The sequence below is a fragment of the Micromonospora olivasterospora genome (genome assembly GCF_007830265.1).
Lineage (GTDB): Bacteria > Actinomycetota > Actinomycetes > Mycobacteriales > Micromonosporaceae > Micromonospora > Micromonospora olivasterospora.
This window is the reverse complement of the sequence record NZ_VLKE01000001.1, coordinates 3743194-3757930: the sequence shown is the minus strand read 5'-3', so window position 1 is coordinate 3757930 and position 14737 is coordinate 3743194. Positions and strand designations below refer to the sequence as shown.

At 72.3% G+C, this 14737-nt stretch carries 11 protein-coding genes; 6 read left to right on the top strand and 5 right to left on the bottom strand.

Annotation, left to right across the window (positions count from 1 at the left end; translation table 11 throughout):
• Window positions 1–101: 101 nt before the first annotated feature.
• Genes JD77_RS17195 through JD77_RS17180 form a run of 4 tightly spaced genes read right to left on the bottom strand, consistent with a single transcriptional unit; the run spans window position 102 to window position 5739 of the window.
• Window positions 102–539 (bottom strand): hypothetical protein, encoded by a 438-nt coding sequence (locus JD77_RS17195; protein WP_145775310.1) that lies wholly within the window; start codon window positions 537–539, stop codon window positions 102–104.
• 9 nt (window positions 540–548) lie between these two features.
• Window positions 549–4958 carry a toxin glutamine deamidase domain-containing protein gene (locus tag JD77_RS17190; RefSeq protein ID WP_145775309.1) on the bottom strand — a complete coding sequence of 1470 codons (4410 nt, stop codon included), beginning with the start codon at window positions 4956–4958 and terminating at the stop codon, window positions 549–551.
• A gap of 18 nt (window positions 4959–4976) precedes the next feature.
• Window positions 4977–5321 (bottom strand): hypothetical protein, encoded by a 345-nt coding sequence (locus JD77_RS17185; protein WP_145775308.1) that lies wholly within the window; start codon window positions 5319–5321, stop codon window positions 4977–4979.
• A 4-nt stretch (window positions 5322–5325) separates the two neighbouring features.
• Window positions 5326–5739, bottom strand: coding sequence for a YbaB/EbfC family nucleoid-associated protein (locus JD77_RS17180; RefSeq protein ID WP_145775307.1), 414 nt, complete (start codon window positions 5737–5739; stop codon window positions 5326–5328).
• A gap of 78 nt (window positions 5740–5817) precedes the next feature.
• Here JD77_RS17180 and JD77_RS17175 point away from each other — a divergent pair, with 78 nt between their 5' ends.
• Window positions 5818–7047 (top strand): SUKH-3 domain-containing protein, encoded by a 1230-nt coding sequence (locus JD77_RS17175; RefSeq protein ID WP_145775306.1) that lies wholly within the window; start codon window positions 5818–5820, stop codon window positions 7045–7047.
• Between the two features lie 9 nt (window positions 7048–7056).
• On the opposite strand, the gene JD77_RS17170 is transcribed toward JD77_RS17175, so the two are convergent.
• Complete coding sequence (locus tag JD77_RS17170) at window positions 7057–8496, bottom strand: aldehyde dehydrogenase family protein (protein WP_145775305.1); 1440 nt, start codon at window positions 8494–8496, stop codon at window positions 7057–7059.
• Between the two features lie 141 nt (window positions 8497–8637).
• Here JD77_RS17170 and JD77_RS17165 point away from each other — a divergent pair, with 141 nt between their 5' ends.
• The 5 genes from JD77_RS17165 (at window position 8638) to JD77_RS17145 (ending at window position 14727) form a co-directional block, all read left to right on the top strand.
• Window positions 8638–10074: a gamma-aminobutyraldehyde dehydrogenase gene (locus JD77_RS17165; RefSeq protein ID WP_145775304.1), complete on the top strand. Its 1437-nt coding sequence runs from the start codon at window positions 8638–8640 to the stop codon at window positions 10072–10074.
• Between the two features lie 68 nt (window positions 10075–10142).
• Window positions 10143–11411: a 4-aminobutyrate--2-oxoglutarate transaminase gene (gabT, locus tag JD77_RS17160; protein WP_145775303.1), complete on the top strand. Its 1269-nt coding sequence runs from the start codon at window positions 10143–10145 to the stop codon at window positions 11409–11411.
• Window positions 11412–11553: 142 nt separating this feature from the next.
• Window positions 11554–12831, top strand: coding sequence for a GAF domain-containing protein (locus tag JD77_RS17155; RefSeq protein ID WP_145775302.1), 1278 nt, complete (start codon window positions 11554–11556; stop codon window positions 12829–12831).
• Window positions 12832–12877: 46 nt separating this feature from the next.
• Window positions 12878–14383, top strand: coding sequence for an aldehyde dehydrogenase (gene adh, locus JD77_RS17150; RefSeq protein ID WP_145775301.1), 1506 nt, complete (start codon window positions 12878–12880; stop codon window positions 14381–14383).
• A complete protein-coding gene (locus JD77_RS17145; RefSeq protein WP_145775300.1) occupies window positions 14383–14727 on the top strand; it encodes a DUF779 domain-containing protein in 345 nt (114 codons plus the stop codon). The genes adh and JD77_RS17145 overlap by 1 nt, the downstream gene beginning before the upstream one ends.
• Window positions 14728–14737 lie beyond the last annotated feature (10 nt).

Below are 14737 nucleotides of genomic sequence, written 5' to 3'. Positions count from 1 at the left end.
ATCGCCCCTCAAGGACCGGTTCGCACCGAGATCTCGACCAGCGACAGCCGACACGGGGGGCGGCGCCCAGACAGGGGCGGGAGGGGTACGCCCGGCGGCCGCTAGGACGAGGCGATGGTGGGGTCCGCGCCGGGGTCGCCAGCCCGCTGCAACTCCTCCTCGAACATGACGAACGTCCTCCGCCTGATGCCCTGCACTATTGCTCTTTCCGTCTCGGTGAGATAGCGACCTTCTCGCTCCTCCGCGTCGACGATCGCCTTCACCGTCTCATACAGGGCGAAGATAGGCCCCTCCCCTGACAGATAGTGTGCCCGATATTCCTCTACGTCCTGCACGAACTCCTCGGGCGAGGAGCTGAACACCTCACCACCAATCGCAAAAACGATCTTCTCAAAGAGATCGTTCCTCTCCTGCCACCCCCCGGTGCTGGAGGATAGACGCCACACACGAGCACCTCCGTCCAACGTGGCGACAATCTTGACCGGCGAGTCGTAATAGAGGTAGTAGGCAGGCAGAGCAAGCCCTGACGAAAATCTCATAGTTACCCCTTAGAGGCCTGCAACCAACGCGTCCCAGAATAGACGCTGTTCCCGCTCAAGTATGCCGTTGAACATCGCGCGCTCACGTGGCGTGAGTGGTCGCCGTTCCTGGAGGGCCAACGCGTCGAGATCGCGCCGGACCTCGTACAGGGCGTGTTCCCAGACCGCGACCCGGTCGAGACTGGCAAGATGGAGCCGAAACTCCGCCAGGTGCCCATTCGACATCCTCAACACAAGCTGCACATCACGGTAGCCGCTGTCCTGCGGATTCTGAAAACGGTCCCTATACCTGACGATGCTCACGCCCTGGTGACGCGCCAGACGCTCAAGCGCTCCATATAAATCGTCAAGGGTCGAGAATTCCACCTTGGCGCCAGCAAGGTCTAACAGGCGCGACACATCGCCCTCGTACTCAGCAATCTTGTCCTCTGCTCGCTGGCGGTCCTTGGGCTCACGTCGCCAGTTTGCCGCGCCAACCTCCCGCCCGTCCACCCGAGCAATCCAGTTGGCAAGCTCCACCAACTCGGACTGCGCCACCGAGGCCATTTCATACAGGGAATCGAGGTACTCGCCGCGGTACTTCGGGTCAGCCATCCGATTGCGGTCAAAGCCGGACTGAGCGACCACACCTGACCCAGTCTGGATCATCGCGCTGATTCGGCGATGGTTGGCGTTTAACGGAGTTGCTTTAGGTGTGGGAGATTCGTGGGCTTTCATCAGCTGCGGGCCATGCTCATTGAGTTCACGCAGGACCGACTCCAGCACCCCGATCGCCTGGCGGTGGGCGGCAAGGTGGTGCAGGGTTAGCGGGCGCGCTGTCAACGAGTCGGCCAGTTCCGGTGTCGACAGGATCAGGCGGGCCAGATCGGGGTTCGCGACGAGCTGCTTGACCAACTCCTCCGCGAGCAGCGGTTCTCCCCTGGGCGGCTCCTGCCAGGTTGCGTCGAGCATCTGCCGGACTCTCGAATCCCCGAACAACCGCGCCAGGTCCCGCGCCGCCGCATCGTCGAGTTGAGGCACCAGGCGTCGCAGCGTCGGGCCGTCCAGCACAGCCGCCACCTCGCTCGGCGCCACGCCAGCGGTGAAGACCTGATCGAGATCGGCGCTGTCGGCGACCACATCGTGCACGGACACGCCCGCCTCCAGGCGGTCAGTGCGGGCCTGCACGCGTGGCTGCCGTACTCCGTCAGCGCTGTCCTGCCCGTCATTCAGTCTCGGCGACGGTTCCGGTGAGCTCCCCGGCAACCCACCGCCGCTCTCTGCCTGGGCGGGCCCCGTCGGCTCCGGCCCCTCGAGCAGGTGGACCCGGTTGACGTACAGCTCGTCGTCGGTGGGATCGTCAGGGCCCGGCTGCCACTCGCGGCTCCTGTCCTCCGGCTCCGGCTCGACGAAGTCCCCGAACTGGCTGAACTGCCCCGGCGGCGCGCCCGGCACCGGCATGGGCCGGCCGTCCGGGTCGAGGATCAGCGCGTCGATATCCGTGACGTTGTGCCTGGCCGTCCAGCCGTCATGGGTGTAGAGCGGCATGTCCGACACGCTGCCGTTCTGGGGGTCCAGGTAGAGCACGGACCCGTTCTGGTTCAGCGCCACCCAGGCGTGCGAGCCGCCGCCCTCGTACGCGGTGATCAGGAACGCGTAGCTGCCGTGACCGCCGGCCCGCAGTTGGTCCTCGATGGTTCGGAACCCCCTGTTGACCGCCTTCCAGGCGTCCTGTGGAGACCCGCCGGGGTCGCACGCGGCCAACTGCTGGAAGCGTCCGCCGGTGACCGCCTCCACGCGGCCCGGGCCACCGATCTCACCCCCGAGGGGCCTGGTGATGTCCCCCTCCGCGTACGAGTCGAAGGTGCGGGGCGCGGAGACCCGGGGACGGCCGTGCACCCAGGTCTCGTAGAGCGACAGGGTGCAGTCCAGGCAGTTGATCGCGCGGGTGGCGTCGGCACTCGGACCACCGTCGTTGGCCAGCCTGAACCAGCCGCCCCGCCGAGGATCGGCGGTCCGGAGGAACTGTCCGGCGGCGTCGCGGGGCATCGTCCCTTCGAGGTCGGACTGGTGCAGCGCCAGCGGCGGCCGCAGGCCACCCCACTCCCCGTACCGGCGGGACCGGTCGATCGGCGGCGGGTCGTCGTCGCCTGTCAGCGCGGACGGGCCACCCGCCTCCACCGTGGCGACGACGAGGGAGGGGTCGTCGGTGTTGATCCGCGAGAAGTCGTCCCAGTTGTCGATGTCGACGACCGGCGGAGCCACCCTGCCCTCCAGGACGGCGTCGGCTAGGTCCGTCTGCCGGTAGGACTCCCGCTCCCGCTCCCGGCCGCCCAGAATGAACTCGTCGGCGGCGTGTGTACGGCCCGCCCTCGTCAGGCTGTGGGCTTGCCGGATCAGCCAGCGAGCCTGCTCAAGGTGAAGCGCGGCTGTTGCACGAAGTTCGGCCGCAGTTCCGCGGCGGCGCTTGTCCTCGAACCAGGCTCGCTGCCGCTCGAAGTAGTCCCGGTACCGGCGCCGGTCGAACGCCTCGCGGTCGGCCGCCCACTTCGCCGCCCACCACTCGGGGGAGCGCGGCAGCGGGACGGCAGAGTCGGCGGACTCCGCAGAAGGCTGGGGCGTGGCCGGTCGCGGGTTCGGGTTCAGCGCCTCGAGCTTCGGAAACCGCGGCGGCACCGGCTCGCCCCTCGGGCCGGGAACGGGCTGCCCTGCCGAACCACTCGTGCTGTGCGGAGAGATCGGCGCCGCCGCGGCCGTGTTCGGAACGGACGCCAAGGGAGGCGCCGCCGAGGAATGCACAGTCCGCGCGCCGCTGGACGCCGTGCCGGCGGACGGCCCACCGGCACCGGTTTCGGCGCCGGCGGCCGGCCCCATGCCACTGGTGCCGGTCCCGGCACTGCCGGCGACTGACGCATTGGCACCGGCGAGCGACCCCGTGCCGCCGACAGCCGCCCCGGTGCCTGCGTCCGCTCCTCGGCCCGCGAGCTGCGTGACGTCTCCTGCTGCCACCGACGAGAGAGCCGAGCGGGGAGCCTCGGTCACGGCAGGCGCCGCCTGGGTGTCGACGGCGGACAGCACCGGCGACGACTCGAACAGACGCGCGTCGACCGGCACTGACGACGCGGCGACCCCGTCCCCGACGGTCGGCCCCGACAAGGGCTGCGGGCCCCCACCGGCGTGGTCGAGCGAAGGCTTCCCGTCCACCGCCTGCGACGAGCCGAGCCCCTGGTCGGCGCCACCGACACCGGCATCCACCGCATCGGTGGGCGTCCGCTCATCGTCGCGCCCCGGCGGGCTACCGCTTCCGGACGACTCCAGCCCGGCGTACGCAGCCTCGGCGGGTCCCTGGGCCGACGGCGCCGGGGCGACGGCGGTATCCGGCGGGACGGCGAGGTCCGCCGGGGCGAGGGGCGCCCCGGCGAGGGCGGCCATCCGCGCGTCGAGCCTGGCGTGCAGCGCCACGTCGGCCTGGCCGGTGGCCGACCCGGTCGCGCCCGACGCCGCCGCCCGGGCCGCGTCCTCCAGCGAGACGAGTCCCTGGCCGGTGGCGAGGCTGGCGGCCTGCTCCGCGATCGCCTCGCCGCCCATTTCCCGGCCGAAGTGCTCGCCTATCCGCGCCGCCCGCCCGGTGGCGTGCCGGCCAAGGCCCGCCAATGGCGCCGCCGCCCCGCCGGCCGCGCCACCCAGGGCCGACATGCCGATGTCCGTCACGTCCAGGCCGTGGCGGCGACCGGTGGAGTTCTGGTACGCCTGCGTGGCGAGCGTCACCCCGGACTCCTGGGCCGCCTCCTCCAGCCCGCCGAGCGCCGCCTTCCGGGCCAGGCCCCGCATCCCGCCCTCGGCCACCTGCTTGGCGGCGCGCTCGCCCGCCTCTTTCAGCCCCTGCCTGAGCGTTTTGCGGGCCAACTGCGCCATCAGCCGCTTGAAGATCTGCTGGACGACCACACGCGTGGCGGCGATGGCGGCGCCGGCCGCGGGCGAGGCGGCCCCAACGGTGAGCACGGCCGCCACCGCGAGCGCGAGCAACTCGACGACCAGGATGCCCAGCTCGATCCAGACCTCGAGCTTCGCGCCCTCGATGTCACAGCCGCACTCCTCGACCAGCCGGCCGAGGTCGGTGCTGACGGCGAGCAGGACCGGCAGGGGCGCCTCGTCGCCCTCGGCCACCCGGCGCCAGGCCGCGTCGAACGCCTCGGCGACCGCCCCGACACCGCCGAACCCGCCGCGCACCTCGCCGACGGCGACGATCGCGTCATCGCGCGGGCCCGCCAGGGCGGCGGCCACGTCGTACCACTGGTCGGCGAGGTCCCAGACCGCGCGCTCGTTGCCCTCCGGCCATTCCACCCCGACCACCCAGTCGAGGGCCCCGTAGACCCAGCCGGGCAGTTCCCAGGGCGAGTAGTCGAGCGGATGCGGGATCGGGCTCGGCAGCAGGCTCACGGGCGTCCTCGGCGGTCGTCAGCGCCCGGCGGGCCGCTCGTCGGTGACCCGGCCGAGCCGTCCGGCGCTCCGCGCGTCCGCCTGCACGGCGTTGTCCACCGACCGCACCACGTCCGCCCCCAGGCTCTCGATCGCCCGGCCGACGCCCGACCAGGCCCGCAGCAGCGTCTCCTCGAACCCGCGGTACTGCTTCTCGAACGAGGCACCGATGTCGTCCCGACCCCACGGCCGGGCCGCGCTGGCCGCCGCGATCGCGCCGCCCACCTGGCCGTGCCGGGCCGTGAGCGCCTCGCCGGCCAGGCTCAGGTCGGCGCCGCCTCGCCGGGCGCGGCCCGGATCGAGCCAGAGCTGCCCCTCGCTCATGGCGTCACTCCCCGCGCCGCATGACGGCGTCGGCCCGCCCCAGCAGGGCGCCGAAGTCTCCGGTGCGCAGGAACTCCGCCGAGCCCGACCCGGCTGGCAGATAGCCCGCGACAAGCTCCTGGGTGGCCGCGACGGCGGCGGCGGTGGCCCGGTGCACAGTGGACGTGATTTTCCGGCTCAGCGCCTTGGCGTCCCGTTCCTGGAAGACCGACGGCTCGACGTCGACCGAGATGAGTTCGCCGCGGGCACCCACCACGGCGGTGACCTGCCCGTCGTCAGAGCGTTCGGTGACGCGCAACTGTGCGAGCCGGGTCTGGAGTTCGTCCAGTCCGGAGCGCAGCTGTCGATACTGCCCGAACACCTCGTCGAACCGGGCCCGCAGCGCCCGGTTGGCATCCCGGTCCGCCCTCTCGACCACGCCACCCTCCCGTCACCGTCAGTACGGCAGACCATACCCGGCGCCACGGATTCCGTGGGGTCCGGTAACTTCAGGCGGGTGATCGATCGTCGCCAGGCCGAACAGCTCGCCACCGTCTGGGCCCAGCGGGACTCGCAGCGCCTCGGGCACGAGTGCGTCCCGCTGGTCGAGGAGTTCGACCTGGGGTACCTGATCACATCCACTGTGGCCGCCGCGGCCGCCGTGCCGCCCGGCGATCTGCCCACCGTGGTGGTGGACAAGGAGACCGGCGAGGTCTCCAGCTGGCCGCGGCTGCCGTTCCCGGCGGTGCGCGAGATGTACCGGCGCAGCCGTCCGGCGCAGCCCGTGCCGCGCACGGTGGACCCGGCGAGCCAGTTGCTCCGCGAGGTACGCCGGCTGCCCACGCCCGGCGTCGCCGCCCACCTGACAGTCGAAGGCCGCGTGTACGTGGGCCGGGGCGCGAAGGGGGACGTCGAGCTGCGGCATCACCCGCTGGTCCGCGCCTACCTCGACACGCTGCCCCCGGGCCGCCTGGCGCGCGGCGGGGACCGGCACGCGGAGGTGATCGTAGTGTCGGACGTGCTGCACGCGTACGACCACCGCCGGGTGACCGACGGCCAGCCGCCGCTGACGCTGGACGACGCGCGGGTCCTCTTCGAGACCTCGCACCTGGAGGTTTACCGCGTACGCGAGCCGGGCGACCCGGCGGGCGGCCTGGCCGAGCGCCCCTGCGACTCCTGCGTGAACTTCCTCGTCAATTTTCACACCCTTGACTGGTCGGATCTGGCGTACACACTGGAGTCGCGTCCGGAGCCGCAGCCGCCAATCCATCGTGGCCGGTTTCCAGAGGAGGTGGGCCATGCACTAATGGCCGGCGGCTGGGAAGACACGATGTTCAATGCGGCGATGGCAGCGGGCGCCATCGAGGACACCTGCCAGGTGACTGGCCGCCTACATCGGCACCAGCCATTCGCTGCCGCGGAGGCCGCGCTCACGGCATTTCCTGCCATCCGACCCGTCCGGCGAGGACCGGGCCGCCTGGTTTGGATCAGCCGCTTCCACACCAACCCCACCTGGGCTGCACACTCCGCCGACACGTTGGCCGACTTCGGCGCAGTCATCAACACGCGCCTGTTCCCGATCGGCGCAGAGGACGGCGATAGCATCTTCGCCGTGGACGAGCAAGGGCGGGTGTTCGCGCTGGACCAGGCCGGCGAGTGGTTTCTCGGTGAGGACATCGACGCCGCCCTGACCACCCTGCTGCTCGGCCTGGCCCCGCCCCGCGTACGCGACGACGGCACCTGGTGAGTCCCGCGGTCAGAGCTCCAGGCCGGTGAGGACCATGACCCGCGGCTCGGTGTAGTCGTCCATGGCGCTGCGCAGGCCCTCGCGCCCGACGCCGCTGCCCTTCACGCCCCCGTACGGCATCTGGTCGGCCCGGTACGACGGCACGTCCCCGATGATCACTCCGCCGACCTGCAGCGCCCGGTGGGCGGCGAACGCCACGTCCAGCCGGTGGGTGAACACGCCGGCCTGCAGCCCGTACGCCGAGTCGTTGACGGCGGCGAAGGCGGCCCTGTCGCTCTCGACGGGGGCGACCACCAGTACCGGCCCGAACACCTCCTCGGCGCAGACCTTGGCGTCGGCGGGCACTCCGCTCAGTACGGTCGGCGGGTAGGTCGCGCCGTCGCGCCGCCCGCCGACCTCGATCGTGGCCCCGGCCGCCGCCGCCTCGTCGACCCACGCCTCGACGCGCTCGGCGGCCTCGACGGAAACCAGCGGCCCGACGTCGGTGTGCTCGTCGGACGGGTCGCCGCCGCGCAGCGCCTGCACGGACGCGACCAGCCGGGGCAGGAACCCGTCGTACAGCCACTCGTGCACGTACACGCGCTGGACCGCGATGCACGACTGCCCGGCCTGGTAGTTGGAGAACGTCGCGATCCGGTGCGCCGCGAACGTGAGGTCCTCGTTGGACGCCCAGTCCTCGCAGATCACCGCCGCCGCGTTGCCGCCCAGCTCCAGCGTGACGTGTTTCTCGGGCACCGACCGGCGGATGGCCGCGCCGACCGGCCCGGAGCCGGTGAACGACACCACGGGCAGCCGGGGGTCGGCGACCAGCTCGGCGGCCCGCTCGTTGGGCAGCGGCAGCACCGAGAACATGCCCTCGGGCAGGTCGGTCTCGGCCAGGATCTCGCCGAGCAGCAGCGCCGACAGGGGCGTCGCCGGGGCCGGCTTCACGACGATCGGGGCGCCGACCGCGATCGCCGGGGCGACCTTGTGCGCGACCAGGTTCAGCGGGAAGTTGAACGGCGCGATCCCCAGCACGGGGCCGCGGGGCGCCCGCCGCACGACCGCGATCCGCCCGGTCGCCGCCGGATCGGTGTCAAGGCGCTGCAGCTCGCCGGAGAACCGCCGGGCCTCCTCCGCCGCCCAGCGGAACGTGGACACCGCCCGCCCCACCTCGGCGCGCGCCCACTTGACCGGCTTGCCGTTCTCGGCGGTGATCAGCCGCGCCACCTCCTCGGCCCGCTCGGCGAGCCGCCGGGACACCTGGTCCATGGCCGCCGCGCGGGCGTGCGCGGGCAGGGCCGCGGCCTGGTCGGCCACGCCGGCCGCCGCCGCGACCGCGGCTTCGACCTGGTCGGCCGTGGCGAGGGTGGTACGCCCCACCGCCCGGCCGTCGTACGGATGGGTGACGGTCAGCTCACCCTCGCCGTGTGCGGGGCGGCCGGCGACGAAGAAGGCTCTCGGCTCCACACCTCGGCAGCGTAGACGACGCACCTCCGCACGGAAACGGTCGCTCAAGGCCTTGTCTGCCGCGAATTCGGTAGCGAAGATGGCAGTCAGATTCCGATAACCTCCGCAGACCACACCCCCGGCCATCCACGGAGACATCTGATGAGCGACCAGCAGCAGCTGCGCAACTTCGTCAACGGCGACTACGTCGACCCGGTGGACGGCGGGTACGCCGACCTGCTCGATCCGTGCACGGGCGAGGTGTTCGCCCAGGCGCCGGTCTCCGGGGCGGCGGACGTGGACGCGGCCATGCGGGCGGCGGCCGCCGCGTTCGAGACCTGGCGGGACACCACGCCGGGCGAGCGGCAGAAGGCGCTGCTGCGGATCGCCGACGCGGTCGAGGCCCGGGCGGCCGAACTGGTCGACGCCGAGGTACGCAACACGGGCAAGCCGCGCCAGCTCACGACCGAGGAGGAGCTGCCGCCGGCGGTGGACCAGTTCCGCTTCTTCGCCGGCGCGGCCCGGCTGCTGGAGGGACGCTCGGCCGGCGAGTACCTGACGGGGCACACCTCGTACGTGCGGCGGGAGCCGATCGGCGTCTGCGCCCAGGTCACCCCGTGGAACTACCCGCTGATGATGGCGGTCTGGAAGATCGCCCCGGCGCTCGCGGCGGGCAACACGGTGGTGCTCAAGCCGTCGGACACCACGCCGGTGTCGACGCTGCTGCTGGCCGAGATCGCCGCGGAGTTCCTCCCGCCGGGGGTGTTCAACGTGGTCTGCGGTGACCGGGACACCGGGCGTACCCTCGTGGCGCACCCGACCCCGCAGCTGGTGTCGATCACCGGCTCGACCCGCGCGGGCATGGAGGTCGCCTCCGCCGCCGCGCCGGACCTCAAGCGGACCCACCTGGAACTGGGCGGCAAGGCCCCGGTGGTGGTCTTCGACGACGCGGACGTGGCGGCGGCGGCCGAGGCCATCGCGGTGGGCGGCTACTTCAACGCCGGCCAGGACTGCACGGCGGCGACCCGGGTGCTCGTCGGCCCCGGCGTGCACGACGACTTCGTGGCCGCGCTCGCCGAGCAGGCCCGCACCACGCGGACGGGCGCCCCGGACGACGAGGACGTGCTGTACGGCCCGCTGAACAACGCCAAGCAGCTCGCCCGGGTCAGCGGCTTCGTCGACCGGCTCGGCGAGCACGCCCAGGTCCACACGGGCGGCTCGCGGCTCGGCGGGCGCGGCTACTTCTACGCCCCGACGGTGGTCTCGGGCGTCCGGCAGGGCGACGAGATCGTCCAGGACGAGGTGTTCGGCCCGGTCATCACGGTGCAGCGCTTCTCCGACGAGGACGAGGCGGTGCGCTGGGCCAACGGCGTCGACTACGGCCTGTCCGCCTCGGTGTGGACGCGCGACCACGGCCGGGCGATGCGGATGACCCGTCGGCTGGACTTCGGCTGCGTCTGGGTGAACACCCACATTCCGCTCGTCGCCGAGATGCCGCACGGCGGATTCAAGCACTCCGGGCACGGCAAGGATCTCTCGGTCTACAGCCTGGAGGACTACACCCGGATCAAGCACGTCATGCACAACATCGAGGGCTGACGTGTGAGCGCGAGGAGTGAGCCGCTTCTGCGAGCCCCGCAGTCTCGAACGAAAGAAGGCACAGCCCCATGAATTCGGAGGAGCTGCACAAGCGGCGGGGCGCGGCCGTCGCGCGCGGGGTCGGCAGCGTGGTGTCCGCGTACGTGGACCGGGCCGGTGGCGGGACCCTCACCGACGTCGACGGGCGGGAGTGGATCGACTTCGCCGCCGGCATCGCCGTCACCAACGTGGGCAACTCCGCGCCGCGCGTCGTCGAGGCGGTACGCGCCCAGGTCGAGCGCTTCACCCACACCTGCTTCATGGTCGCCCCGTACGAGTCGTACGTGGCGGTGTGCGAGCAGCTCAACGCGCTGACGCCGGGGGGCTTCGAGAAGCGCTCGGCGCTGTTCAACTCGGGCGCCGAGGCGGTGGAGAACGCCGTGAAGATCGCCCGGCACGCGACGGGACGGCCGGCGGTGGTGGTGTTCGACCACGCGTACCACGGCCGGACCAACCTGACCATGGCGCTGACGGCGAAGAACATGCCGTACAAGCACCGGTTCGGGCCGTTCGCCGGGGAGGTCTACCGGGTGCCTATGTCGTACCCGCTGCGCGACGGCGGCCTGTCCGGGCCGGAGGCGGCGGCGCGGGCCATCGAGACGGTCGAGAAGCAGGTCGGGGCGGAGAACGTCGCCGCGCTGCTGATCGAGCCGATCCAGGGCGAGGGCGGCTTCGTCGTACCGGCCGAGGGGTTCCTGCCGGCGCTGCGCGAGTGGGCGACGGCGGCCGGGGTGGTCTTCGTCGCCGACGAGATCCAGACGGGGTTCTGCCGGACCGGGGACTGGTTCGCCTGCGAGCACGAGGGCGTGGTGCCGGACCTGGTCACCCTGGCGAAGGGCATCGCGGGCGGCCTGCCGCTGGCCGCCGTGACGGGCCGGGCGGAGCTGATGGACGCCGTGCACGTGGGCGGCCTCGGCGGCACGTACGGCGGCAACCCGGTCGCCTGCGCGGCGGCGCTGGCCGCGATCGAGACCATGCACGAGCTGGACCTGGCCGCCGCCGCCCGCCGGATCGGGGCGACGATGCAGCCCCGGCTGCGCGCGATCGCCGCCCGCGACCCGCGCGTCGCCGAGGTACGCGGCCGGGGCGCGATGCAAGCCGTGGAGCTGGTGCAGCCGGGCACCCTCGTCCCGGACCCGGCCGCCACGGCGGCGATCTCGGCGGTCTGCCACGCCGCCGGTCTGCTCACCCTGACCTGCGGCACGTACGGGAACGTGCTGCGCTTCCTGCCCCCGCTGGTCATCTCCGACGGCGAGCTGTCCCGGGGCCTGGAGATCCTGGACGCGGCGTTCGGCTGACCCCCCGGTCAACCCGAGTTCGTGGCGCACCATGAATGCCATCCCCCGGGCCATCCATGGTGCGCCGCCCGCCGCCCGGCGGCGGGCGGAGTGGCTTGGCGGATCGGGGTGAGGTGGGTCACCATGGGCGGGAGGAGGTCTGGTGGCTGACCCGTGGCTCGCCCTGGAATTCGGTGCCGATCCGGCGGAGCGGATCGCGCTGGTCGGTGCTGCTCACGAGGCGTTCCTCGCCCGCGGTAGGGCGCCGGAGCGCGTCCGCGAGGTGGTCCGGCGGTCCTGGGAGCGGTCCGCATTACTCGACCCGGAGGCCACCGCCCCGGTCGACCTCACCGACGACGCGCTGGAGAGCTACCGGGCGGCGCACCCCCTCGCGCGGGTGCTGCCGCTCTTCCGCGACCTGCTCGGCGGCATCGCCCTCGACGGCGCGCACCTGATGGCGGTCTGCGACGCGGACGGGCGGCTGCTCTGGGTGGAGGGCCATCCGGGGGTGCTCCGGCACGCCGAGCGGATGAACTTCGTGCCCGGCGCCCGCTGGGACGAGACCCACGCCGGCACCAACGCCCCCGGCACCGCCCTCGCCGTCGACCACGGCGTGCAGATCTTCGCAACCGAGCACTTCGTCCGGCCGGTACAGCGCTGGACCTGCGCCGCCGCCCCGATCCACGACCCGGCCACCGGCCGGCTGCTCGGCGCGGTCGACATCACCGGCGGCGACCACCTGGCCAACCCGCAGAGCCTCGCCCTGGTCCGGGCCACCGCCCGGGCCGCCGAGGCGTTCCTGGCCAGCGCCGCACCGGCCGAACCCGACGTGGTGCACGTCGCCGCGCTCGGCCGCGACGAGGCGGAGCTGCGCGTGGGCGGCCGGCGCATCCGGCTCGGCCGGCGGCACAGCGAGCTGCTGGTGCTGCTGGTCGACCACCCCGAGGGGCGCACCGGCGAACAACTCGGCCTCGACCTCTACGGCGACGACCGGCTGCACCCGGTCACCCTGCGCGCCGAACTGTCCCGGCTGCGCCGGGCGCTCGGCGAGGAGCTGCTCGACTCCCGCCCGTACCGGCTGCGGCCGACCGTGCGGGCGGACTTCCACACCGTCACGGAGCTGCTGGAACGCGGTGATCCGGCGGGGGCGCTGCGGGCGTACCCCGGGCCGTTGCTGCCCGGGTCGGACGCGCCGGGAGTGGCACGCCTGCGCCGGCTGGTCGACGGGCAGCTCCGCGCGGCCGTGCTGGCCGGCGCGGACCCGGCGCTGCTCGCGGCCTGGACCGCGACGCCCGCCGGCGCCGACGATCTCACCGCCTGGCAGGCCCTGGCGCGGGCGCTGCCGCCGGGCGCGCCCCGCCGGCCGCTCGCCGTCGCGCGGGCCCGGCAGCTCGCCGAGGAGTACGACCTGCCGCGCGCAACGTCCCTGCAACGTCGCTGAAACTAACGTCCCCGCCATCCACCAGCAACGGACGGCGGAGGTACCCATGGCGCGCTACGACGCCCCCACCCACTGGCAGTCCCGCTACGACCACTTCATCGGCGGCGAGTACGTGAAGCCGCACGGCGGCCGGTACTTCGAGAACCCCAGCCCGGTGACCGGGCAGACCTTCTGCGAGGTGGCCCGGGGCACCGCCGAGGACGTCGAGAAGGCCCTCGACGCCGCGCACGGCGCGGCCGACGCCTGGGGTCGCACCTCGGTCGCCGACCGGGCGGTCATCCTCAACAGGATCGCCGACCGGATGCAGGAGAACCTGGAATCCCTCGCGGTCGCCGAGACCTGGGAGAACGGCAAGCCGGTACGGGAGACGCTGGCCGCCGACATCCCCCTCGCGATCGACCACTTCCGCTACTTCGCCGGGGCGATCCGGGCCCAGGAGGGCTCCCTCGGCGAACTCGACGACGACACCGTGGCGTACCACTTCCACGAGCCGCTCGGGGTGGTCGGGCAGATCATCCCGTGGAACTTCCCGCTGCTCATGGCGACCTGGAAGCTCGCCCCGGCCCTCGCGGCCGGCAACACGGTGGTGCTCAAGCCCGCCGAGCAGACCCCGGCCTCGATCCACTACCTGCTCTCGCTCATCGCCGACCTGCTCCCGCCGGGCGTGCTCAACGTCGTCAACGGCTTCGGCGTCGAGGCGGGCAAGCCGCTGGCCTCCTCGCCCCGGGTGGCGAAGGTGGCGTTCACCGGCGAGACCACCACCGGGCGGCTGATCATGCAGTACGCCAGCGAGAACATCAAGCCGGTCACGCTGGAACTCGGCGGCAAGAGCCCGAACATCTTCTTCGACGACGTCAGCGCCGCCCGCGACGACTTCTTCGACAAGGCCCTCGAGGGCTTCACCATGTTCGCTCTGAACCAGGGCGAGGTGTGCACCTGCCCGTCGCGGGCGCTGATCCAGCAGGGCCACTACTCCGACTTCCTCGCGGCGGCCGTGGAGCGGACGAAGGCGGTGCGCCAGGGCCACCCCCTCGACACCGAGACGATGATCGGGGCGCAGGCGTCGAACGACCAGTTGGAGAAGATCCTGTCCTACCTGGACATCGGCCGGCAGGAGGGCGCCAGGGTGCTGACCGGCGGCGAGCGGGTCGACCTGGGCGGCGAACTCTCCGGCGGGTACTACGTGCAGCCGACCGTCTTCGAGGGCGACAACTCGATGCGGATCTTCCAGGAGGAGATCTTCGGCCCGGTGGTCTCGGTGACCTCCTTCGCCGATCTGGACGACGCCGTCAAGATCGCCAACGACACCCTGTACGGCCTCGGGGCCGGCGTCTGGACCCGGGACATGAACACCGCGTACCGGGCCGGGCGGGCGATCCAGGCGGGCCGGATCTGGACCAACTGCTACCACGCCTACCCGGCGCACGCCGCGTTCGGCGGCTACAAGCAGTCCGGCATCGGCCGGGAGACCCACAAGATGATGCTGGAGCACTACCAGCAGACCAAGAACCTGCTGGTCAGCTACTCCCCGAAGAAGCTGGGCTTCTTCTGATGGGTGACCCGGTGACCCTGACCCCCGCGGCGGCCGACCTGATCCGGTCGCTGCGGGGGCAGCACGGCCCGCTCATGTTCCACCAGTCCGGCGGCTGCTGCGACGGCAGCGCCCCGATGTGCTACCCGGCCGGGGAGTTCCGCACCGGCGGCTCCGACGTCCTGCTGGCGTCGCTCGACGTCGACGGCGTCCCCGAGCCGGTCGAGTTCTGGATGTCCGGCGCCCAGTGGGAGCTGTGGAAGCACACGCGCCTGACGGTCGACGTGGTCCCCGGTCGGGGCAGCGGCTTCTCCCTCGAAGCCCCGGAGGGCGTCCGCTTCCTCATCCGCTCCCAGCTCGCCTGACCAGCCGGGG